This is a genomic window from Lysinibacillus sp. UBA5990 (genome assembly GCF_002429815.1).
GTDB lineage: Bacteria > Bacillota > Bacilli > Bacillales_A > Planococcaceae > Lysinibacillus > Lysinibacillus fusiformis.
The window spans coordinates 114,075-133,896 of the sequence record NZ_DJAY01000003.1 but is presented as its reverse complement, the minus strand read 5'-3'; the positions used below and the strand labels follow the sequence as shown (position 1 = coordinate 133,896).

At 37.4% G+C, this 19,822-nt stretch carries 25 protein-coding genes; 6 read left to right on the top strand and 19 right to left on the bottom strand.

Annotation, left to right across the window (positions count from 1 at the left end):
• Complete coding sequence (locus tag B3D94_RS02135) at positions 1-543, top strand: isoprenylcysteine carboxyl methyltransferase family protein (RefSeq protein ID WP_193833304.1); 543 nt, start codon at positions 1-3, stop codon at positions 541-543.
• A 19-nt stretch (positions 544-562) separates the two neighbouring features.
• Here the strand turns inward: B3D94_RS02135 and B3D94_RS02130 are convergent, their stop codons facing one another.
• A complete protein-coding gene (locus B3D94_RS02130) occupies positions 563-1,750 on the bottom strand; it encodes a GTP-binding protein (RefSeq protein WP_291754195.1) in 1,188 nt (395 codons plus the stop codon).
• Positions 1,751-1,925: 175 nt separating this feature from the next.
• Between B3D94_RS02130 and rpmG the strand changes: the two genes are divergently transcribed.
• Positions 1,926-2,075: a 50S ribosomal protein L33 gene (gene rpmG / locus B3D94_RS02125; RefSeq protein WP_291754192.1), complete on the top strand. Its 150-nt coding sequence runs from the start codon at positions 1,926-1,928 to the stop codon at positions 2,073-2,075.
• Positions 2,076-2,191: 116 nt separating this feature from the next.
• Here rpmG and B3D94_RS02120 read toward each other — a convergent pair whose 3' ends face one another.
• From B3D94_RS02120 to B3D94_RS02105, 4 genes are all read right to left on the bottom strand, one after another.
• Positions 2,192-2,911, bottom strand: coding sequence for a hypothetical protein (locus B3D94_RS02120; RefSeq protein ID WP_291754189.1), 720 nt, complete (start codon positions 2,909-2,911; stop codon positions 2,192-2,194).
• An 11-nt stretch (positions 2,912-2,922) separates the two neighbouring features.
• Positions 2,923-3,207, bottom strand: a complete 285-nt coding sequence (locus B3D94_RS02115; RefSeq protein WP_069482927.1) for a hypothetical protein — start codon at positions 3,205-3,207, stop codon at positions 2,923-2,925.
• A complete protein-coding gene (locus tag B3D94_RS02110; RefSeq protein ID WP_069482928.1) occupies positions 3,194-3,772 on the bottom strand; it encodes a hypothetical protein in 579 nt (192 codons plus the stop codon). The genes B3D94_RS02115 and B3D94_RS02110 overlap by 14 nt, the downstream gene beginning before the upstream one ends.
• Positions 3,773-3,858: 86 nt before the next feature.
• Positions 3,859-4,497, bottom strand: a complete 639-nt coding sequence (locus B3D94_RS02105; protein WP_069482929.1) for a hypothetical protein — start codon at positions 4,495-4,497, stop codon at positions 3,859-3,861.
• Between the two features lie 235 nt (positions 4,498-4,732).
• On the opposite strand from B3D94_RS02105, the gene B3D94_RS02100 reads away from it, so the two are divergent.
• A complete protein-coding gene (locus tag B3D94_RS02100) occupies positions 4,733-5,914 on the top strand; it encodes a hypothetical protein (protein ID WP_291754184.1) in 1,182 nt (393 codons plus the stop codon).
• A 172-nt stretch (positions 5,915-6,086) separates the two neighbouring features.
• Complete coding sequence (locus B3D94_RS02095; RefSeq protein WP_069482931.1) at positions 6,087-6,701, top strand: exosporium glycoprotein BclB-related protein; 615 nt, start codon at positions 6,087-6,089, stop codon at positions 6,699-6,701.
• Between the two features lie 98 nt (positions 6,702-6,799).
• On the opposite strand, the gene B3D94_RS02090 is transcribed toward B3D94_RS02095, so the two are convergent.
• The 12 genes from B3D94_RS02090 to B3D94_RS02035 all read right to left on the bottom strand — a co-directional run bounded on the left by B3D94_RS02090 (position 6,800) and on the right by B3D94_RS02035 (position 17,043).
• Positions 6,800-7,336: a YfiT family bacillithiol transferase gene (locus B3D94_RS02090; RefSeq protein ID WP_069482932.1), complete on the bottom strand. Its 537-nt coding sequence runs from the start codon at positions 7,334-7,336 to the stop codon at positions 6,800-6,802.
• Positions 7,337-7,376: 40 nt separating this feature from the next.
• Positions 7,377-7,856: a hypothetical protein gene (locus B3D94_RS02085; protein ID WP_069482933.1), complete on the bottom strand. Its 480-nt coding sequence runs from the start codon at positions 7,854-7,856 to the stop codon at positions 7,377-7,379.
• Positions 7,857-7,934: 78 nt separating this feature from the next.
• Positions 7,935-8,576 (bottom strand): hypothetical protein, encoded by a 642-nt coding sequence (locus tag B3D94_RS02080; protein WP_291754180.1) that lies wholly within the window; start codon positions 8,574-8,576, stop codon positions 7,935-7,937.
• 198 nt (positions 8,577-8,774) lie between these two features.
• Positions 8,775-9,050: a hypothetical protein gene (locus B3D94_RS02075; RefSeq protein WP_254664337.1), complete on the bottom strand. Its 276-nt coding sequence runs from the start codon at positions 9,048-9,050 to the stop codon at positions 8,775-8,777.
• A gap of 93 nt (positions 9,051-9,143) precedes the next feature.
• A complete protein-coding gene (locus B3D94_RS02070) occupies positions 9,144-10,712 on the bottom strand; it encodes a BCCT family transporter (RefSeq protein ID WP_069482935.1) in 1,569 nt (522 codons plus the stop codon).
• Between the two features lie 128 nt (positions 10,713-10,840).
• Positions 10,841-11,611: an alpha/beta hydrolase gene (locus B3D94_RS02065; RefSeq protein ID WP_069482936.1), complete on the bottom strand. Its 771-nt coding sequence runs from the start codon at positions 11,609-11,611 to the stop codon at positions 10,841-10,843.
• Complete coding sequence (locus tag B3D94_RS02060) at positions 11,608-12,390, bottom strand: ABC transporter ATP-binding protein (RefSeq protein ID WP_069483439.1); 783 nt, start codon at positions 12,388-12,390, stop codon at positions 11,608-11,610. The genes B3D94_RS02065 and B3D94_RS02060 overlap by 4 nt, the downstream gene beginning before the upstream one ends.
• A 29-nt stretch (positions 12,391-12,419) precedes the next feature.
• On the bottom strand, positions 12,420-13,415 hold the full coding sequence (locus tag B3D94_RS02055) for a FecCD family ABC transporter permease (protein ID WP_069483440.1): 996 nt from the start codon (positions 13,413-13,415) through the stop codon (positions 12,420-12,422).
• Positions 13,416-13,443: 28 nt separating this feature from the next.
• Entirely contained in the window at positions 13,444-14,451 is a 1,008-nt protein-coding gene (locus tag B3D94_RS02050; protein WP_069482937.1) for a FecCD family ABC transporter permease, read from the bottom strand.
• 104 nt (positions 14,452-14,555) lie between these two features.
• On the bottom strand, positions 14,556-15,533 hold the full coding sequence (locus tag B3D94_RS02045) for an ABC transporter substrate-binding protein (RefSeq protein ID WP_069482938.1): 978 nt from the start codon (positions 15,531-15,533) through the stop codon (positions 14,556-14,558).
• A gap of 204 nt (positions 15,534-15,737) precedes the next feature.
• Positions 15,738-16,568, bottom strand: coding sequence for a helix-turn-helix domain-containing protein (locus tag B3D94_RS02040; protein ID WP_069482939.1), 831 nt, complete (start codon positions 16,566-16,568; stop codon positions 15,738-15,740).
• Positions 16,569-16,578: 10 nt separating this feature from the next.
• A complete protein-coding gene (locus B3D94_RS02035; RefSeq protein ID WP_069482940.1) occupies positions 16,579-17,043 on the bottom strand; it encodes a DinB family protein in 465 nt (154 codons plus the stop codon).
• A gap of 151 nt (positions 17,044-17,194) precedes the next feature.
• Here B3D94_RS02035 and B3D94_RS02030 point away from each other — a divergent pair, with 151 nt between their 5' ends.
• On the top strand, positions 17,195-17,989 hold the full coding sequence (locus B3D94_RS02030) for a sulfite exporter TauE/SafE family protein (protein ID WP_291754165.1): 795 nt from the start codon (positions 17,195-17,197) through the stop codon (positions 17,987-17,989).
• Here the strand turns inward: B3D94_RS02030 and B3D94_RS02025 are convergent.
• Positions 17,982-18,350, bottom strand: coding sequence for a YybH family protein (locus B3D94_RS02025; RefSeq protein ID WP_069482941.1), 369 nt, complete (start codon positions 18,348-18,350; stop codon positions 17,982-17,984). The genes B3D94_RS02030 and B3D94_RS02025 overlap by 8 nt on opposite strands.
• 136 nt (positions 18,351-18,486) lie before the next feature.
• On the opposite strand from B3D94_RS02025, the gene B3D94_RS02020 reads away from it, so the two are divergent.
• Positions 18,487-18,972, top strand: a complete 486-nt coding sequence (locus B3D94_RS02020; protein WP_291754162.1) for an SRPBCC family protein — start codon at positions 18,487-18,489, stop codon at positions 18,970-18,972.
• A gap of 48 nt (positions 18,973-19,020) precedes the next feature.
• Here the strand turns inward: B3D94_RS02020 and B3D94_RS02015 are convergent, their stop codons facing one another.
• A complete protein-coding gene (locus B3D94_RS02015; RefSeq protein WP_291754159.1) occupies positions 19,021-19,782 on the bottom strand; it encodes a hypothetical protein in 762 nt (253 codons plus the stop codon).
• Positions 19,783-19,822 lie beyond the last annotated feature (40 nt).

The window sequence follows — 19,822 nt, the reverse complement described above, 5'->3', positions numbered from 1 at the left end:
ATGATCTTCTATCTAATTGTAACACTTGTCATTCTACAAAGATTGACAGAGGTTGTCATTGCTAAACGAAATGAGAAATGGATGATTGCTCAGGGAGCTTTTGAGGTTGGAAACTCTCACTACCCTTATATGGTCACTATGCATATTAGCTTCTTCTTGTTTCTAATTGTTGAAGTAGTAACAAATAACAATGGTATATCGCCCTTATTCCCATTATTTTTTATTTTGTTTGTAGCCGTTCAGGCATTGCGTATATGGTGTATCCGTTCTTTAGGCACATTTTGGAATACAAAGATTCTCATTTTACCTCATGCACAAGTTGTGCGTAAAGGTCCCTATGAAATTATGCGCCATCCTAATTATGCCGTCGTTTGTTTGGAAATTCTCCTTCTACCTCTTATGTTTCAGGCATATTTCACGGCGTTTTGTTTTACACTATTAAATATTACAATGCTTTCTGTACGAATCCCGATAGAAGAAAAGGCATTACGAGATGCAACTAATTATAATCGTGTGTTTGAAAAGAAGATTTCGGAATCGTAGCCGAAATCTTCTTTTTTTATTAATGCCATTCCCAGTTAAACGGATCTTGTAGTCGTTCCCACGGGTTATGAAACTCTTCATCTGTTAATAAACAACTGTCCAACTGTTTGATAATACGTTCTTTATCTAAGTCTATACCAATAATAACAAGCTGGGTCATGCGATCTCCAAACTCACTATCCCAATCTTCCAACACCTCCGGACTTTGTTGGAAGACATCTTCCTGCTGAGCTTTTGGTAGTGCCGCTACCCAATAAGAAACAGGTTCAATTTTTGCAGATGAACCAGCCTGTGATAGCAATAATGCGACATCTTGATGCTTTGCACTCCAAACAATTCCCTTTGCTCGCACAATTGATGGTGGCATTTGGTCACACCACTCGACAAAGCGCATTGGATGGAATGGTTTTCTACTTGTATAGGTAAATGAAGATATCCCGTATTCTTCCGTCTCCGGCATATGGTTTTCATGACCAAGCTCTAATTCTTTTAACCAGCCAGCTGATTCTGAGACACGTTCGAAGTCAAAACGACCTGTATTTAAAATTTCAGCAGGATCAATTTCACCATTAACCGTTCGGATTATTTTTGCATCGGGCTGTAGTGCGTGTAGTATAAGCTCTAACCGTTCTACCTCTTCTATTGAAACTAAGTCACACTTATTTAATACAAGGACATCACAAAATTCTATTTGATCAATAAGAAGGTCTGCTACATCCCGTCCATCTAGCTCACCAATTGCTTCCTTACGCTCTAATAAACTCTCTCCTGATTGAAAATCATGCCAAAAGCGATGCGCATCTACAACCGTTACCATCGTATCCAATTGACAAAATCTCGTTAAATCTATGCCCAGCTCCTCATCTAAATAGCTAAATGTTTGTGCAACTGGAATCGGCTCACTAATTCCTGTCGATTCAATCAATATATAATCAATATTGCCAAGCTTCGCAAGACGTTCCACCTCCTGTAATAAATCTTCTCGCAATGTACAACAAATACAGCCGTTCGATAACTCCACAAATTTCTCTTCTGTTCGTGAAATCCCGCTGCCATTTGCAATAAGCTCAGCATCAATATTAATTTCACTCATATCATTCACAATAACAGCAACACGTAAATCCTTTTCGTTTTGCAATACATGGTTCATCATTGTGGTCTTACCAGAACCTAAATATCCACTTAATACAGTTACAGGTATTTTCATTGTTCTCTCTCCAACTCCTTAAATCGTAATAATTACTATTTACATTTTGTAATTAAAACATATACATTGATAAAATGCAAAGCTTTTTATTACATGCGAAAATAAACTTGACAATTTACAACCTAAAATATATTGTTTAAATCGTAATTATTACTATTTATAAGGAGGCATATTTATGCGTGTACAAATAATACTAGCCTGCACGGAAACTGGTGATAAAAACTATATCACCACGAAAAATAAACGTAATTATCCAGAGAGATTAGAGCTTAAAAAGTATTCCCCTCGCTTAAAACGAGTTACTTTACATCGTGAAACAAAGTAATTTAGGCAGTAGTTAATGAATTTGAGTGTTTCTTGGACCAAGCAACATGCCCTAAAAAAATAACTGTTTCAAAAGGGGTAGACTTACCCTCTTTTGAAACAGCGTTTGTATACCATCTATTCTCTATTTATTTCGAACGCGAGCTCGTTCAATTTTTGATCGAGTTCATCAAGCATTCGTAATCGATAATCAATCTGCTCGTCTATATTTATAGACTCATTCATTTTTACTTTACTATTATAAGATTGATTTTTATAGCCTTTTATCTCATTAGTGAGTTTTTCAATTTCTAGATTTTTCGTTTCTAATTCTTTTACTATTTGTTCATAAAGGCTGTCCGCCTCTACTTTGTTTCTATATGATTGTTCTATCGTCTCTACGATATGTTCCATTTTTTCACCAGTAACAATGGTAAAGTCATTTAATCTTTTATCTAACCTATCAATCATTGACTTATAATTTGTTTCTTCAATAGATACGTCAATGTTTTCCTTTAATAACTTATTTTCTGCTCGCAACTCATTTAGTTCCTTTAATAAAGACTCTATCGAAGCAATTTGTTTTTTTCTTTGGAGCTCTCGCTTTTGTATCTCTTGATCATATGCTTCCAATTCCTTATCAAAATCTCTCTTCAACTTTAATAGTTCCATCGAAAGATCTTTTCTGAGCCTTGTTAATTGTATATTCTCTCGTTCAAGACGTAGCACTAATGCATAATAATCACTATCCCTAAGCCTTTTCACTTCATTTTTATATTTGGCTAATTCGGCCCTTAAAAAAATAATCATTTGTTGGAGCTGTAGAGGATCATTGTTTTTGACAATATCGTTGTCCATCCTTGCACCCCCTAGCCTGAAAAACTTTTTAAAATTTCAATGACTTCTTCAAACTGTGCTTTACTGTCTTCTAACACCTCATCAAGTTGTTTTAACCACTTTGTTTGTAGTTCTGGATGATCATGTTGTTCAAAGTTTTTATTTTTTTCCCCAGAGACAAGATAAGTAATTAATTGTTGTAATGTATTTTTTTCAAGAAAGGCAAAACTATTATCTTGTACATTACGGCGGTTAAGCTGGTCCTTCAGCAATTGTTGAATTACGCTACTAAGCTCTTGTTTTTCATGATCCACCATTATTTTCCTCCCGCGTTGAACTAATGCCATTGAGATTAATTGGATTTAACACTACCACACCATCAGTTAGCTGATCACAGTATGTAAAACCCATAATAGTGCCAGAATACGATAAATTATGGGACCATTTAATTTGAAAATTGGTAAATGAAATCGTTTCATTTGGTTCGATGGTGGACTTCCCTACTGGTCTCAGCCAGTATTCCTCTTTGCTCGATTTATCGTTAAAACGCTCCCAATTACTTTGCCCCTGCGTCTTTAAAGTAGGTGTGAAATTTTCATGGACATACCTTCCTGAGAAATAAAACGGAGAATCTTTCGGTAATTTAATACATAAATATGGATTTGTCACGGTTGTATGCCCAATATTGCGAATATGATAGGATCCTAAACATAGACTTTCTTGCTCAGAGTCATAGGATATATTGAACGAGGATGTAAAATAACTGATAAGACTAATCTTATTTTGAACCGCTAGCTCTTCTACCAGCTTTTTAATTTCCTGAACATACGTGTTTGTCTGTTCTTTCACCGCTTGTATCTTGTCTTCTATCCGTGTTATCACTTAATGCCCCCTTACTATGGTTCATAAAAAAAAAGAGAGGATAACCCTCTCTTCATGATATGACTTTCCTCTATTTATTAGCACTACTAACCAACAGTTGGGAAAATAACTGGGCATTGTTGTGGACGAACCGCAGTTGGACATGTGAATGGTAGATCTGCTCTTGGCTCGCAGAAAGTTGCTAAGAATTCCACAGTAACTGGGAATGTTGATTGAATGCTTTGGCAAACAGCAACAGTAATTGTTAACGCAGAAAACGTAATTACACCTGCTGCAGCTGTAAGTGTACCAGTTGTACAAACGAAGCAATCTAAATCTGTATATAGAATTTCTACATCTGTACCCTTAGGTGCACATAATGTCACTTGCTCACAGCGTGAAACAGGAATTTCAGTGCTTGTGAACATTGTTCCATTTGGTAATGTAACAACGATCGTAAGAATGAAATTCTTTTGAATATTCAAATGTTGTAGACAAACAGTTGATCCATCGATAGAGAATTGGCGATTCTCACGGTTTAGGATCACAATTGGATTTGTAGCTGCTGGAATTACTCGACAAGTAACAATAGCACCAGTTAAGTCAGTAGTTGCTGTTACGCCTGGGAATGTAATTGCTCCAGTTGGTGAAATATCAAATGACATTTCCTTTACAATCCAGTCATATACCTTATCAACATTTATACAAATCAGTTCCTGCGCCTGGGATGGCATATGTTCTTGCATCCTTTTGACACCTCCATAAGTTTTTTATCTTTCGTTTGTAGCATATGTTTTTCAGCTATAAGTGCATGGGCTAATAAATAGTTACATTGGATATTTATAAAAATCAACGACAATCATTTTTTCTTACAGTTCTTTCTTTATAATAAGAACTAAAATGTTGAAGGAACCGGTATATTTGTAACAGAAAGTCAATATTTTTAATAAACTAATAATGGACTGAAAGGGGTGAACTACAATGGAAGAGTCAAAATTGTATACCACTCAAGAAATTGAAAATTTAAAGCAAAAAATTGAAGCCTATAGGGAATCGTTATCTTCATTAAAAACGGGATCGTCGATTGAAGATTTCCTTTATATGAAGCAAGGGTTTGATGGACTGAAAACACAGATAGCTCATTTAGAGGGGATTACAGAGACATTGGATACTAAGCAAAATTCCTATATAAAAGGATATGATGATCAAATAAGGCTTCTTTCCATACAGATTGAGTCTCTGAATCAAACCATGGAAGAAATGAATCAAGAAATTTTAGCAGTTTTAAAGAAATTAGTAACTGTTGAAGGAAATGATACTACAACCATTTCTCCCTCCATAAAATTGCCTTCTCAAACATCGCCTACTCATTTACCTAGACAACAACCTAGAATGACACAGACAGCAGATAAAACTACGATAACATCAGCACAACCATCTTATAGACTATTACAAAGTTTGGCAGGTAAAGCCATAAACCACCAACAAAATGTCAATAATAATGGGGCTCCACCTCCTCACAATGATCAACAGATAGCTAAACCTGAAGAGCGGCATTTTAATCAGCAATATTTTCAATCCATTAATACGCATCCAAGCCATATATACAATGGTTTATTCAGAAACACTTCAGTTGAATCCACCTTCCATTTTAAAAATGCCACGGATGCAAAGGAAGTTCCAGTAAGTGTTTATGATCCATCTGCTGTACAGCCCACTTTAAGTGAGGAAAACATCGAGAATGATCATTTACCATCAACTATTGTTCATGAATCGAGTACTGGAACCGAAAAATCAGATGATCCTATAGAGATTGTGCAAACGGAAAATGAACGTAACACCCATGAGATTTCCGAAGTATCTAAAGAATCGTTTGAACAGGTTAATTCGGGGATACTTAGCGAGCCAGTTAGTGAAGCAATAGCTAACGAGCCTCTCAATCAAGTCATTTTAGAAGGAGTAGCACAACCTGCTAACACACATCATTCTCCTTCAATGCAAACAGAAGAGTATGTCGAAGTGTATAATTCTGAAGCAGTTTATGAGGTTCATTCGTCCCTGGAAGAAGAGAATAAGCAACCTGATCCCGTAAACACACCGATCGAGGAAGAAAATAAAAAGGTAAAAAATTCATTTTTCGATTTCTTTAAAAGATGGAGTTAAAATTTATCACTCGATAATAAGACATCCACTATGTATGGAAGTACATAGTGGATGTCTTTATGTTTCAAATAAAGCTGGCTTTAAGAAGTCATTGAATTTATAAGCGAAGTAGATATTTGCCCTTAACCCCCAATCTGAAATGAATAGAATAATGAAGAAAGGGGGTGTAAAAATGTGTTTGAATAATTCAATGTGTGGTTGCTCTAACCGCAATGGTGAATGTACTGCGCTTGGACCATTTATCGGTATTGATGCGGCGTGTATTACTCCACCAGCAGCTACAGGTTCCATTATCCCATTTTCTTCAGGAACAATTCCTGTTGTATTAGTATCTCTTGCTACTGGTTTAGTTAGTACTGTAAGCCTTGTTGGATTTGGTACATCTGTTCCAGGTGTAGCTCTTGCTGGCGTTAATATTGATTTAACAAGTTCTCTTGCCACAGAAGCTTTTACTGTTCCACGTCCAGGAACAATTACATCTATTGCTGCAACAATTTCAGCAACTGCCGCTTTAACACTAACAGGAACAGCTACAGTCAGAGCACAAATTTACCGTGCAGTTCAAGGAAGCAATGTTTTCAGCCCTACTGCAGCATTTGTTGATTTAACTCCAGCTTTACCATTAGCAGCATTATTAGCTGGTGCAATTGCAAGCGGTAGTGCAAACGTTTCAGTACCAGTAACTACTGGTGATCGTTTATTAATGGTGTTCTCCATGACTACTTCAGGAGCTACTGTTCTGGTTACTCTTACTGGTAATGCAAGTGCGGGAATCACTATTGTATAAGTGAGTAATGCTAACTCTTAAAGTTATAAGCATCATTTCAAACCTGATAATTAAATTATAGTAGGCGATTTTAACTAAATCGCCTACTTTTTAAGTATCTAAATTAATGATAAAGCATTCTGAATATGCGTCAAATGATGTTTGCCATGCCAAGCATATAAACCAATTGCCTGTTCCAATGTTGTTAGACCTAAATCAGGATGATTAAATGCTCGTTTTAAGTGTTCATCTTTTAAGCCTGTTAATAAGTAAACCCAACGTCCATGTAAACTTTCAATTAATGTAAGAGAAGTAGCTACTGGCATTTCTGAATCTGGTAGCAGTGCCCACTCAGCTTCATTGTATGGCTTAATAGTTGGCTCGTCCTCTGTTAAGGCTAGCTTAAAGCGGATATAGCTATTCATATGACTATCAGCAATATGATGGACTAGCTGTGTTACAGTCCAGCCATTTTCACGATAGGATTTTGCCAATTCCTGCTCACTTGCTCCACTTAATGCTTCTTCAAGCTGCTGTGGTAATAAACGAATATCTTCCACCCATTCTTTTACTTGCTGTGATGTCACTTCTTTTGGACATTGAAACTCCCCAATTGGATATCGTAAATCGAAATCGATCAAATTGCTCTCCTCCATTTCTATCCTCTTACTTTTCAAAAAGTGTTTTAGGTCACTATTATTCCTGAATATCATAAATCAACGTATCAAAGTATTTACCATTTGTATACAGTAAAATTGCCCATTCTCCAGAACTAGGAATTTTTACGCTTGAAGGGCTATGTGCATCTGCTCCGTTGGCCGGCCCGCCAAGGCCTGTACTCCATCCATCCACTAAAATCGGCTGAATAGTTTCAGTATCTCTATGGTAGCCTACTACTGTTAACTCTGTATTTCCATTTCCTTCAATTCCCCAAAGATGCCATATCCATTTTTGTGTGTTTAAACTTGGCATGTTAGCACCAATAACACCCGATTTATTGGCATTCCCTATAATGGCTCGATCCCCAAACTCCACTGCTTTATCCTTCCAATTAATAGAGGTAAAATCATTTTCTTGCAAATAATCTGGGGCATTCTCTGGCATTGTAACCTTTTCTTTATTTGTACAGCCTACTACCACTAACAGCATCGCACATAAAAGGACAAATCTTCTCACGACATCCCCCATTCCCTATAAAATACATTCTACTATTCAATTATCACAGATAATTCTGTTAATTTAAATGCTACATAGCTAAAGTTTTTCAACTACAGTGCCTAATGCTTTTAATGGATGTATGATAGGGATAGCTGTGCTTTCTTCAAATTGCTGTGCCGCACTCACCATCGAGAGCTGCCCCACTGAGAGTAGCCTTTGTTCGTTCGCTTCTTGATACAGAGTTCGTAATATAGCTTCATTATAGGCCTTGTTTTTCCCTTGCATAATGAGATCAAATGTATGCTCGATAACTTTCACTGTAACGTCTATTGATTTGCCTTGCTTGCTTGCATATTGATGGAGTCTGGTCATCGTTCCCTCGACAGTTGCAGGATTTGTAAATAGAATGATTTGAGGCTGTCGCTCGTTACATATCAATTCAAAATAAAGTTCATCCATTTTTATGATAGGGATAGATGAGGTACGAACATTACAATCGTCTAACAAAACGATATAATTTGTGCATGTTATTAAAATCGCATCTAGATCACAGCTCACCATCCATTGAATTTGCTCTACAATCCTACATGTTAGCTCTGTAACTCCTTTTGACACTTGATGAAAAAGCCCGGGATCTACAAAATGAATTAGCTCTATCTCTTTATTTTTTTGGAAAACCTCTTCTATGTACTCTATATTGGAATGATGAGCATGCAAGCAGCCTAGCTTTTTTTTCAAATAAACTCCCCCTCATTTATAAGTCTTTTTTCCATTGTGACTATAGCCAAAGAAATGCCATGATGATTCTCGCCCATTTCCTTTTTTGTTACGACATAGCCTAAAGAGCAATGTAATTCCATATTTCATGGAACATTCAAGCGTACTTTACATTTTTCATTCGTTCATGCAAATTGTTCAAACTTAGCGAGCAAAACTTTAGCTAGCCCTTGCCCCTTGTCTTTCAGGAATTATCGATAATCTGAAAAAATATATACCCTGTGTGCTAAGCTTAAATCTTACCATAGCAACTGGCACCCGCTCCATATAGCCGATAAAAGCCTGCTCACCAGCCTGTATACCCTGTTCAATGGATTCTACCGTTTCACTCAATGCACTAGATGGTGGCGGCGCTGTTGCATACTCTTGAAATACCTGAATCATTACCTTATGTATAATGGGCACATCTTTTATTTCTGCTAATACTAGCTCCATTGTTAACCTCCACGAATGATTTTCAATACATTTTAGTGTATATATACAAAAAGAAACTGTATTACTCATGAAAGAATAATACAGCTTACGACTTCATTTTTTTTCTTTAGCTTTTGCTTCTTTTTCAAGATGCTTTCTTGCTATCTTCAATCGTTGAATGTCTTTTTTCTTCAGCGGAATAATCTCATCCTTCATCATTTTAATATAAGAAATCATTAACAACAGTAATATTACCGTAAATGGTAAAGCGGCAATTAACGAGGCCGTTTGTAATGCATCTAGCCCACCCGTATACAATAAAACACCTGAAATAGAGGCCATCAATATACCCCAAACTAACTTCGACAGTACTGTAGGGTTTAAGGACCCCCTTGTCGTCATACTAGCCATAATGAAAGTGGCAGAATCGGCTGACGTAATTAAGAAGATAATAATGAGCAAAATACCAATAAAAGAGGCTATCGTTGAAAGGGGCAAATGCTCTAACATTTGAAACAAGGCCACTGTTACATCGTTATGAACGGTTTGTGCAATTTGTGCTTCTTTATGCAAATCGAACCATAAGGCAGTACCTCCAAAAACAGCAATCCAAAAACATGCAATAAGAGGAGGAATGATTAATACGCCAACAATAAATTCTCGAATGGTCCTTCCTTTTGATACACGAGCAATAAAAGAACCAACAAAGGGTGACCAAGCTATCGCCCACGCCCAATAAAAGATAGTCCAATCCTTCACCCACGTCCCCCCGACATACGGTTGCATCCTTAAACTATATTGAATAAAGTTTGAAATGTAATCGCCTATCGCTAGTGTAAAGGTTTCCATTATAAATACCGTTGGACCTGTTATAAAAACAAATAGCAGTAAAACAATCGCTAGCATCATATTGACATTACTTAAGATTTTCATTCCCTTTTGAAGGCCCGTAGTCGCAGATAACATATAGCCAATAAACATGATAAGAATAATGACTACCTGTAAGAAAAATGTATTAGGTAAACCAAAGACAAAGCTTAAACCTCCGTTTGTTTGGAGCACGCCCAAGCCAATAGAAGTAGCTACCCCCATCACTGTTGCAATAACCGCTAAAATATCAATCGTGCCCTTCACGACTCGATTTGTTCCCGTTACAGGCTCTAAGGCGGTAGAGATGAGCATATTTCTTTTTTTGTTAAATTGCACATACGCCATAACGAGCCCCAATATCGCATAAACAGACCATTGGCTGATTCCCCAATGAAAGAATGAATAACCCATTGCCAGTCGGGCGGAATCTGTCGTTAGAGGTTTTGTGTCACTAAAAGGTGGTGAAAAGTAATGACTCATTGGTTCAGCTACTCCCCAAAAGACTAGTCCAACCCCTAGCCCTGCAGAAAAGAGCATAGAAATCCATGTGAGAAAGCTAAATTCTGGGCGACCATCTTCTGCTCCTAATCGAATAGTGCCATACTTACTAATCGCCAAGCCAAATAGAAAAACCACGATTATAAAGACCGCCATTAAGTAAAACCAACCAAAAAAATCCGTCGTCATATGAAAGATGCTGTTCGCTACATTCTTAAACTGTTCCGGTATTATTGCCCCAATAATGACTAAAAGTAAAATGGCTCCACTAGAAATAATAAATACTGGGTTGATTAAATTTTTATTTTTTTGCATACAGCGCCTCCATTAATCCCAGACGTTTTACCAAATTTACTTTATTATGAGTTTCATTCAAGTATTTTATAAATCAAAACTCCCTGAAAATAAAAAACCGCATTACCAATAGATAATGCGGCTATTATTTATTCATTTTTAAAAGCAAAACGTATGGCTCTACTCATAACTGTAGGCACAACGGATGCATGATTTTCGTTTAAAGCTTCATAAAAATCAACCTTCATTATTTTTTCAAGCATCGTTGCCATTTGTCGTGCATCATCCACCATAAAGGTTTCCAGTTCACCAGCACTAATAAACAATGTTTCCTTCATAGCCTGGTGCTCATGTAAAAATGCTGAGGCACATGGGACTAATTCATGCTCATTCCACCAAATAGAGGGACTGATAGCCAGGTAATGTTGAAAGCTTGTTTGATGGTGAAATAATTGCCAAAGCGTAAAATAACCAGCTAATGAGTGACCAAATATCGATTGCTGTGCTTTATTTACTGGATAATTGGCTTCAATCATTGGCTTTAGTTCTTCTTCTAGGAATCGACTAAAGTTTACCGCCCCACCAAGCTTTTCATGCCCTTTACCTTTAAATCTTGCGGGATAAATATACGTCTCTGCTGGTGCTGTAAAATCATAAAATCGTCGTTCACGCATATCTTCACCATGCCCGATACCAACAACAATGGATGGTAAAATACCCGTTTTTGGCGCATTACGACTTTGCAATCGAACTGCTTCCTTAACAAGAGAAAAATAAGAAGAACCATCCAATACATAGATGACAGGAAAGCCTTCAATTGGCGCTTCCTCATTTGGTACATAAACGTTAATCCCATACGTATAGTCTGCCAATTTTGAAGTCATTTGCTGTGTTGAGTAATCTATTTCTGTTGGATTCATTTGTTTTCCTCCTTCAATATGTCATAGCCATAGCATACAGGTGTATTCGTTGCCGGATCTTCCATAATACGTGCGTCGATGTTAAAGACTTGGCGCATCACTTCTGCGCTCAAAATTTCCTGTGGCGTCCCGTTTTGCATGATAACACCCTTCCGCATGGCGATAAGATGATCTGAATACCTAGCAGCATGATTTATATCATGAAGAACCATGACAATTGTACATTGATGCTGTTCATTTAAATTTTTCACGATATCAAGTACTTCCAACTGGTGGGCCATATCTAAATATGTAGTCGGCTCATCAAGCAACAATATATTTGTTTCCTGTGCTAATGCCATAGCGAGCCATACACGCTGACGCTGTCCCCCAGAAAGCTGTGCCAGCTCTCGATTTCGATATTCTACCGTATTTGTAACCGTTAACGCCCACTCAATCATTTCTTCATCCTTATTTGTTAAACGATTGACATTGTTGCGATGTGGATAACGGCCATAAGCAATTAACTCTTCGACTTTTAATTGCCCCGGTGCGATGGGTGTCTGTGATAATATTGCTAGCTTCTGTGCAATATCCTTGGTCGATAAATTTTGCATATTTTGCTCCTGCAAGTATACCGTGCCCTGTTGCTTTTTTAAAATTCGTCCTATCGTTTTGAGGAGCGTTGATTTACCACAGCCATTCGGTCCGATAATCGTTGTGACCTTGCCCTCTTCAATCGTTAAATTTAAACCTTCAAACACTCGAACCTGCTCATAACCCGAAGCTAAATTTTCCATTCTAAATGCAGTTTGCACACCGTTTCCTCCTATGCCTTAGATTTTACAAGTAAATACAAGAAATATGGAATTCCTATAATCGACACTACTATTCCAACAGCCAGCTCAGACGGTGCGAATACCGTTTTGCCGATAAAATCAGCTAGGATTAACAAGCCTGCACCAATCAATGCACTTACTGGCATGACATAGCGGTGCTGAATACCAACAAGTTGCTTGGCGATATGTGGTGCCATTAAACCAATAAAACCAATACTTCCTGATACAGATACGCAGGCACTAACTAGTCCCACACTGGCTAATAACAGCTTCATTTTCTCTTTTTCAACAGCAATCCCTAAGCTTGTAATGCTATCCTCTTCCAGCTGAAAATAATCAAGTAAATACGATTTTCTATGCACATAAATTCCTAAAATTAAAAGCCAAGGTAACATAGTAAGAGCAAAAATCCAATTCGCATTGTAAATGGAACCTGCCATCCAAATGGCAGCAGATTCAAAATCCTGCGCACTCATTTTTAAAGATAGAAACAATGATAAAGCGCCAAATCCACTGTTAATGGCAATCCCAGTTAATATTAATCGCTGCATATCGAGATGACCATTTTTCAAAGCAAATGTAAAAATCAATATAGCCGCAATTGTTCCACCGATAAAACCGAACAATGGCATCATTAAAATGGATAGCCAGCTGTTCATATCTGCACTCACTAATTTTAGTTGAAAGAAAAACATAAAAATTACGACCGCGGCACCAGCTCCTGCATTAATCCCTAATATGCCTGGATCTGCGAGCCCATTTCGCGTAATACCCTGTAAAACAACTCCAGCCATTCCTAAACCAATACCAACTAGTCCGGCTATGACAATTCGTGGTAAGCGGAATTCAAAAATAACAAGATCGAATTTTGGATTAGATTCAATACGTAATAATGTTTTTATGACATCCATCACTGACATATTAAAAACACCATTTGTAATATGTAGATAACTTGCAACTAAAATCAAAAGTAAAAGCATCGACATAGTTAAAAAGAATACACTTGAGGTATTTTTACGCACGTTTTTCACCTCCGTGCTTACGAACTAAATATAAGAAGAATGGTACACCAACTAATGCTGTTAAGACTCCAATTGGTGTTTCGAACGGATAATTGACAAAACGGCTAAGGACATCACAAAGCACCAAGAAAAATGCACCAATAACCGCCGCACAAGGGATGATATAGCGATAATCTACCCCAACAAGGAAACGAGTAATATGCGGAATAACTAACCCTACAAAAGCTATTTTTCCAACGAGAGCCACAGCTGTTCCTGTCAAGCATACGACAGCTAGCATACTAATAATCCGTACTGCTTTTGTTTTTTGACCTAGTCCCATTGCAATATCCTCACCTAGCGAGGTAATCGTAATGGCCCTTGCAGATAATAAGGCCAAAAATAAACCAGTTAATCCAAAGGGAATTGAAAGCATCAACATATCCAAATCTACCATATGTACCTTAGTGTTATACCAAGCACTGACTGTTTGTGATACTTGGAAATACATCGCAATCGCTGTAGCTATACTGCTTAAAAATGTCCCAATTACGGTTCCAATAATGGCTAGCCTTACTGGTGATAAACCATTTCGAATTAATGAGCCAAAGCCAAAAACAATACCTGCCCCCATTGCAGAACCTAACATTGACAATAAAATCATTTGATAATTCGGCAGTCCTGGGAAAAAGACAATAGCTAATGTGATAACAAATGCAGAGCCATCGTTGACACCCATCAATGACGGAGATGCTAAATAATTGCGTGTAATTCCCTGCATAACTGCCCCCGCAACTGCTAAAAATGCTCCAACCAACAATACTGCGGCTATTCTAGGAATACGTCCTGTCCGTATAATTTGATGATCAACATTGGCAGGATCAAATGCTGCTATTGCCTGCCACACAGTGATTACACTAATATCCTTTGTTCCATACATAACAGAAACAAGTGCAACAAGGGCAATAAGGACAGGAGATACCGCTAATATTGAAAATGACACTATGTTTGTTTTTTTCAACTTTCACACCTTTTTCTATACCATTTTCTTATCCATACTTCTACTGAACAAAAGGCTGGTAATAGCCCGGTGATATCACCAAATCTACTACCAGCCAGTGTATACTATTTAAGTAATTTTTCAGCTGCGGCATCTAAGAATTTAACCTTAGACCAAGCCGTACCACCCTGTGCCAATGGGTCAATTGCATTGACATAAATTTCATTATTTTGTGATGCCTTTAAGCTAGTGAAAATTGGATTTTTTTGCAGCTCCTCTAATGCCTTTGGAGTATCCTTATTTTCTGATTCCTCAAATTGAAGGAAAATAGCATCTGGATTTACTTGAGCTAATGTTTCCAGCGATAATTCTGCTTGCGCTTTAGCTGTCGTAATTACTTCTGGAACTGGTGCACCTAAATCTTCATACAAAACAGGATTTAAATAAACACCAGCTGGATAAATGTACATGACACCACCTCGAACACGGATGATTAATACTTCCTTATCAGCTAATTGCTCTTTCGACTTCACCTGTGCATCAGCAACTTTTGCCTCATAGTCAGAGATAATTTTTTTAGCATCTTCTTCTTTACCAGCTAGCTGTGCAAGCAATGTCAAATTTTCCTTCCAGTTTGTTGAAATATGTGAATAAGGAATCATTGTTTGAATTTTATTCAACTTTTCAGCCGTTTCTTCAGGGAATTTTGAAGTACCCACAATGACATCTGGATCCAAATTAAGAATGGCCTCTGCATTCGGCTCCATTTTATTTCCTACAAGTGTAGCGCCTTCAAAATCAGATGCTAGATATGCCGGCACTTTACCACCCACTTCAAGTACACCTACTGGCTTAATTCCAAGCATTGCGGCGTCTTCCATAGATTCAAGACTTGCAGCGACAATATTTTTCACTTCTGCTGGAAGCTCATATTTCTCACCTAAGTACGTAATTGTCTGTGTCTTAGCTTGTTCTGTCTGTGATTCTGCTGCACTTGTTTCAGCTGTATTATTTGTCGTAGACTCCTCTGCCTTATCTGTTCCACATGCAGCTAATGATAGTGCTAAAAGTGCTGGCGCACACATTTTAAAATATTTATTCATTGATATTCTCTCCTAACGAGCTCATATTGATAATGATAATCGTTTTCATATGTATGTCAATATATAATTGATACTCATTATCATTTACGGATACTATCCTAACAAAGTGAAAATAGATTGTGAATGGACGATTTCGAAAACGACATGGACTTTTGCCGATTTAATCAATAAAAAAACTGCTTCTTTTTTATAAGAAACAGTCATTTATACGTATTTGGCTTCCTCTATTTTTAACTTTCGATAGGCTGAAGGCGATAAACCTGTGCACTTTTTAAATACCCTACTAAAATAAAAACAATCTATATAGCCAACACATTCTGCAATTTCAGCTATAGTGATTCCACCATATTCTAGTAAGTCCTTTGCACGTCTTATCCGGTATTCCGTTATATATGTGCTTGGATTCATACCTGTATGCTGTTCAAATAAATAGGCAAATCGACGCCGTTCAATTTCAAATTCACTAGAAATATTTGATACCGAAAGCTGCTCCGCGTAGTGCTCATGTATATATTGTAAAGCCTGCTCCATCAATTCATTAGCATTATCCAGAACCTTCACTTTTGCCGCTATAAGAATGTGTTCCAGCAAATTCATGAATAATGTCTTGGACTTAAATACCGCCATACTCCCTGGGAAGGAATAGCTTTCTACCAGTTGCTGAACTTGGGTAATAATTTGCGTATTGTGGCCTGTTTTAATGAGAAAATGTTGCTCAGCTAGTGGATAAAGTGCCGCCTCATCCATAGGTAGATTATAATGGACTACAGCATATTCCCAAACCTTCTGGCTCGTTACGTCCACTTCAATTGGCATTTGAGGGCCAGCATGCACTATTACTCCTGGTTCCATCACATAAGGCGTTCCATTCAAGCTAAAAATAGCACTGCCTGCAAGCGGCACAATAATTCCACACTTTCCTGGTGCAGTAGTTCTCCCTCGATCAACTTCTCCTGGCTCCATTCTTTTCGTAAAGACATCAGTAAATTTTACAGATGCTTGTGCAAAGTAATCTATTAAATACTTGATATCCATGTGCTAGCTCCTATACATGTAAAACCCTCTGAATTTGTGAAAAATGATGTAAATCATGTTCAATTAATCCGCCAAAATAAGCCGCAATCGTTATGTTAGACTGCCCAATACTGAACGACTGGTGCCATTGCTCATCTGTAAATTGCTGAATGGTCTGTAGCAATTGACGCCTTGTCATAACAAACTCAGTAATCGTTTTTTCTAAATGCTGTTCACGACTTTTCTGAGCTGCCTTCGTGTTCATATCCTCGATATCTGGCCCTTTTGGTAAAGATGCATTTTTAAATAAATATGGTATTCGATGTTCTAATATAAATGTATCCCATGGGGTAAGATGCCCTATTACCTCTGCAACCGACCATTTTCCAGATTCAATTGGCATACGCCATTGCCCCTCAGATAAATTCCTCAAATCCTTTACCCAAATAAGAGATTGTTCATAATGTTTAATAATCGACTTTTTATCTCGCAGCATTGGATTTCCCCCTCTTTCTTCTTCAGTTTATAGCAATCTCACCTTAGTCCTCCAAAAGATAAAATAAATTTATATATACTCAAAAATAATATATTAGATTTATATATTAAAAACCTTTACCCTAAAGCTATTTAAGTGAGGAGAGTAGCTTATGAAAAAAATTTTGCTGGTATCGTTCTTTGTACTCCTTAGTTTGGCGGGGCTTTACTATACAAAAATTTCTTTGACACTCATATGTATTGGTATGATAGCTGCCTTTATCGGTACACTTGTGGGAGGTGGAGGACTGATCACACTCCCTGCAATGATGCTGGTCGGCATACCCATTCAAACTAGTATTGCGACAAATAAATTTTCAACTGGTATATCGGCTTTATCTAGCATTTTTTATTTACTGTACCATAAGGAGCTACACTTGAAAGCTATTATAAAATACATAGCTATTGCAGGTATAGGAGGGGTTTGTGGTGCACTTCTAGCCGTGTCACTATCTGAACAAACTATGAATTTTATAGCCTGTATCCTACTGATTTTCGCATTAGTCGTCACTTTTAAAAATAAGGCTTGGACTGACACTGAGAATCATACAGAGCATACAACGTCCTTCCTTTGGCAGCCCTTTTTTATCGCTATGTATGATGGTGGCTTTGGCCCTGGTTCTTCAACTTTTAGTATTTTATATTATTTGCGTTGCCACCAAACTTACATAAAAGCCGTACAACTCACACGTGTACTGCTTTTTGGGAGTTGTACAGGAGCTTTTATTGTTTTTTATCAAACTGGTTTTATTCAATGGCACTTTGCAATTGCCATAGCATTAGGCTCTATCATAGGTTCTCAATTAGGCCTCTTAGTGCTGCCACATATTTCAGTAAAAGTAGCCAAGTTACTACTAACTGTCATTATTCCGTTGTTGATTATTCAGATGTTATGGAAAATCATTTAATATTACCACTCAAATGTTCATGAATTAACTTCCATTCACCATTCATCAACGTAAAAATATTTGTCGCCCTACCGCTACCTGATACAAATTCTCCATTATGATGGCCTTCATAGTGGTATGTATAAAGACAGGTAGCTGTCTTTTCATCAACGGTTAGCCATGTTATATCAGTTGCTGAATAGACCTCTTCTTGAATTACATTCCATGCGTGATTGAAGTAAGCACCAATTTCTTCTGTAGTTGTACATGTTTTATCCGAAAACCAATATACAGCCTGTGGGTGCAAAATATCCTTTACCTCATTAAAATCATGGGTATTTGTTGCTTGGATATAACGTTTTAATGCTTGTTCATGTGTCATATTCACGCCCCCTTTTTAACAATATTATCCTAAATCTAACATCATATAAATAATGTAATTATTTATGTTCTTCTTTGAACAGTTCATAAAGAACACCTATAATAAGGGAAAAATCACATAAAAGACGGAGGATACTATGCTAGCTTCTATTGAAGAACAATCCAATTACCATGTTGCTACATTTAAACGCCCGCTCCCCCATGCAATAAAGGTTGTTTGGGCAGCAATTACTAATAATGACAAGCTGCAAAAGTGGATGAGTAATTTAGAAATCATTGATCTTCGTAACAATGGTAAGATGCATTTTAATATGAACGATGGAACAGATGCCTATGAAACAATAGGCATTACTGATTATGCAGAGAATGAAACTCTCGAATTTGATTGGGGTACGGATACTGTACGATTCGAACTTTCTTCTACTGACGAGGGCACAATACTACTATTAGTGGAGACACTTCAAGCTTTAACGGAGCATACACCAAAGGATTTAGCAGGGTGGCATATATGTCTGGACTTGCTGGCTGACTTGCTAGATGGTAAGGAACAGCTAACTTTCCCAATGGAGAGTTGGCAACAGCGATTCCACGACTACAAGGGCCTTGTAGATTCAGTAAAGTAAACGACTAAAAAAACCTAGAGTCACTTCACAATGACTCTAGGTTTTTTATTATTGGTAAAACGCTGTAGCTATTTCTATGGCCTTTAGAGGGTCCTTTATGGAATCGAGTGTATACACAAGCTTTTCATCCTGCCATACGATTAAATTGCCTGTTTGATAAACGTCCAATTGAGCCATGCCATATTGCTTTGGAATAGGGAGCATATGATTTTCTAAATATTCTACTACCTGCTTTGCAAGCTTGACACCAGCCTCTGGATTTTCTGTTCGGGTATGTGTAGCAATTGCCCAACATCCTTCATTCCATCCAATCCATAAGGAACCGGCTCCCGCATCTTGGTAACCTTTAATATTGTAACCAAGATCCACTTTGCGTCCACCATTTTGATTAAAATTATCAAACGCTATTTGAGTGCTGGCCCCTTCTGCATTATTGTATTGCTTAACGAGCAATCGCCCTATGACGGTTGCTGATTTCTTTAATCGAATATCATTAATAGGTATCTTCTCTTTACTTTCATAAAAGACAATTTCCACCTGGTTCCCTTCAGTCCTTGTAGTAGCTGATAAAAAAGCACCCTCTGGAATAGGTAAAGTTGTTGGCGTTTTTATGGTGAAATCAGCATGTATTTGATCCTTGATTTGTTGCAGGGCCTCTGTTTGTTCCATTAGTGTTCCATTATTATGATGATTAGATTGTTCTACAGATATCTGGGTCTCATTTTCATGTGCTTGGTGATTTTCTTCACGATTAGAACAGGCACCTATAAAGCAAATACTCAAAAAAAGGAGAAATAGCATTTTTTTCATTGCGTGTACCTCCATCTATTAATTTCCTTCTCTTAGTATT

What these genes read in the sequence shown, in the direction of transcription:
- B3D94_RS02135 (WP_193833304.1), top strand. Translation starts at nt 1, where the DNA reads ATGATCTTCTATCTAATTGTAACACTTGTCATTCTACAAAGATTGACA.
- B3D94_RS02130 (WP_291754195.1), bottom strand. Translation starts at nt 1,750, where the DNA reads ATGAAAATACCTGTAACTGTATTAAGTGGATATTTAGGTTCTGGTAAG.
- rpmG (WP_291754192.1), top strand. Translation starts at nt 1,926, where the DNA reads ATGCGTGTACAAATAATACTAGCCTGCACGGAAACTGGTGATAAAAAC.
- B3D94_RS02120 (WP_291754189.1), bottom strand. Translation starts at nt 2,911, where the DNA reads ATGGACAACGATATTGTCAAAAACAATGATCCTCTACAGCTCCAACAA.
- B3D94_RS02115 (WP_069482927.1), bottom strand. Translation starts at nt 3,207, where the DNA reads ATGGTGGATCATGAAAAACAAGAGCTTAGTAGCGTAATTCAACAATTG.
- B3D94_RS02105 (WP_069482929.1), bottom strand. Translation starts at nt 4,497, where the DNA reads ATGCAAGAACATATGCCATCCCAGGCGCAGGAACTGATTTGTATAAAT.
- B3D94_RS02100 (WP_291754184.1), top strand. Translation starts at nt 4,733, where the DNA reads ATGGAAGAGTCAAAATTGTATACCACTCAAGAAATTGAAAATTTAAAG.
- B3D94_RS02095 (WP_069482931.1), top strand. Translation starts at nt 6,087, where the DNA reads ATGTGTTTGAATAATTCAATGTGTGGTTGCTCTAACCGCAATGGTGAA.
- B3D94_RS02090 (WP_069482932.1), bottom strand. Translation starts at nt 7,336, where the DNA reads ATGGAGGAGAGCAATTTGATCGATTTCGATTTACGATATCCAATTGGG.
- B3D94_RS02075 (WP_254664337.1), bottom strand. Translation starts at nt 9,050, where the DNA reads ATGGAGCTAGTATTAGCAGAAATAAAAGATGTGCCCATTATACATAAG.
- B3D94_RS02070 (WP_069482935.1), bottom strand. Translation starts at nt 10,712, where the DNA reads ATGCAAAAAAATAAAAATTTAATCAACCCAGTATTTATTATTTCTAGT.
- B3D94_RS02065 (WP_069482936.1), bottom strand. Translation starts at nt 11,611, where the DNA reads ATGAATCCAACAGAAATAGATTACTCAACACAGCAAATGACTTCAAAA.
- B3D94_RS02060 (WP_069483439.1), bottom strand. Translation starts at nt 12,390, where the DNA reads ATGGAAAATTTAGCTTCGGGTTATGAGCAGGTTCGAGTGTTTGAAGGT.
- B3D94_RS02055 (WP_069483440.1), bottom strand. Translation starts at nt 13,415, where the DNA reads ATGTCGATGCTTTTACTTTTGATTTTAGTTGCAAGTTATCTACATATT.
- B3D94_RS02045 (WP_069482938.1), bottom strand. Translation starts at nt 15,533, where the DNA reads ATGAATAAATATTTTAAAATGTGTGCGCCAGCACTTTTAGCACTATCA.
- B3D94_RS02040 (WP_069482939.1), bottom strand. Translation starts at nt 16,568, where the DNA reads ATGGATATCAAGTATTTAATAGATTACTTTGCACAAGCATCTGTAAAA.
- B3D94_RS02035 (WP_069482940.1), bottom strand. Translation starts at nt 17,043, where the DNA reads ATGCTGCGAGATAAAAAGTCGATTATTAAACATTATGAACAATCTCTT.
- B3D94_RS02030 (WP_291754165.1), top strand. Translation starts at nt 17,195, where the DNA reads ATGAAAAAAATTTTGCTGGTATCGTTCTTTGTACTCCTTAGTTTGGCG.
- B3D94_RS02025 (WP_069482941.1), bottom strand. Translation starts at nt 18,350, where the DNA reads ATGACACATGAACAAGCATTAAAACGTTATATCCAAGCAACAAATACC.
- B3D94_RS02020 (WP_291754162.1), top strand. Translation starts at nt 18,487, where the DNA reads ATGCTAGCTTCTATTGAAGAACAATCCAATTACCATGTTGCTACATTT.
- B3D94_RS02015 (WP_291754159.1), bottom strand. Translation starts at nt 19,782, where the DNA reads ATGAAAAAAATGCTATTTCTCCTTTTTTTGAGTATTTGCTTTATAGGT.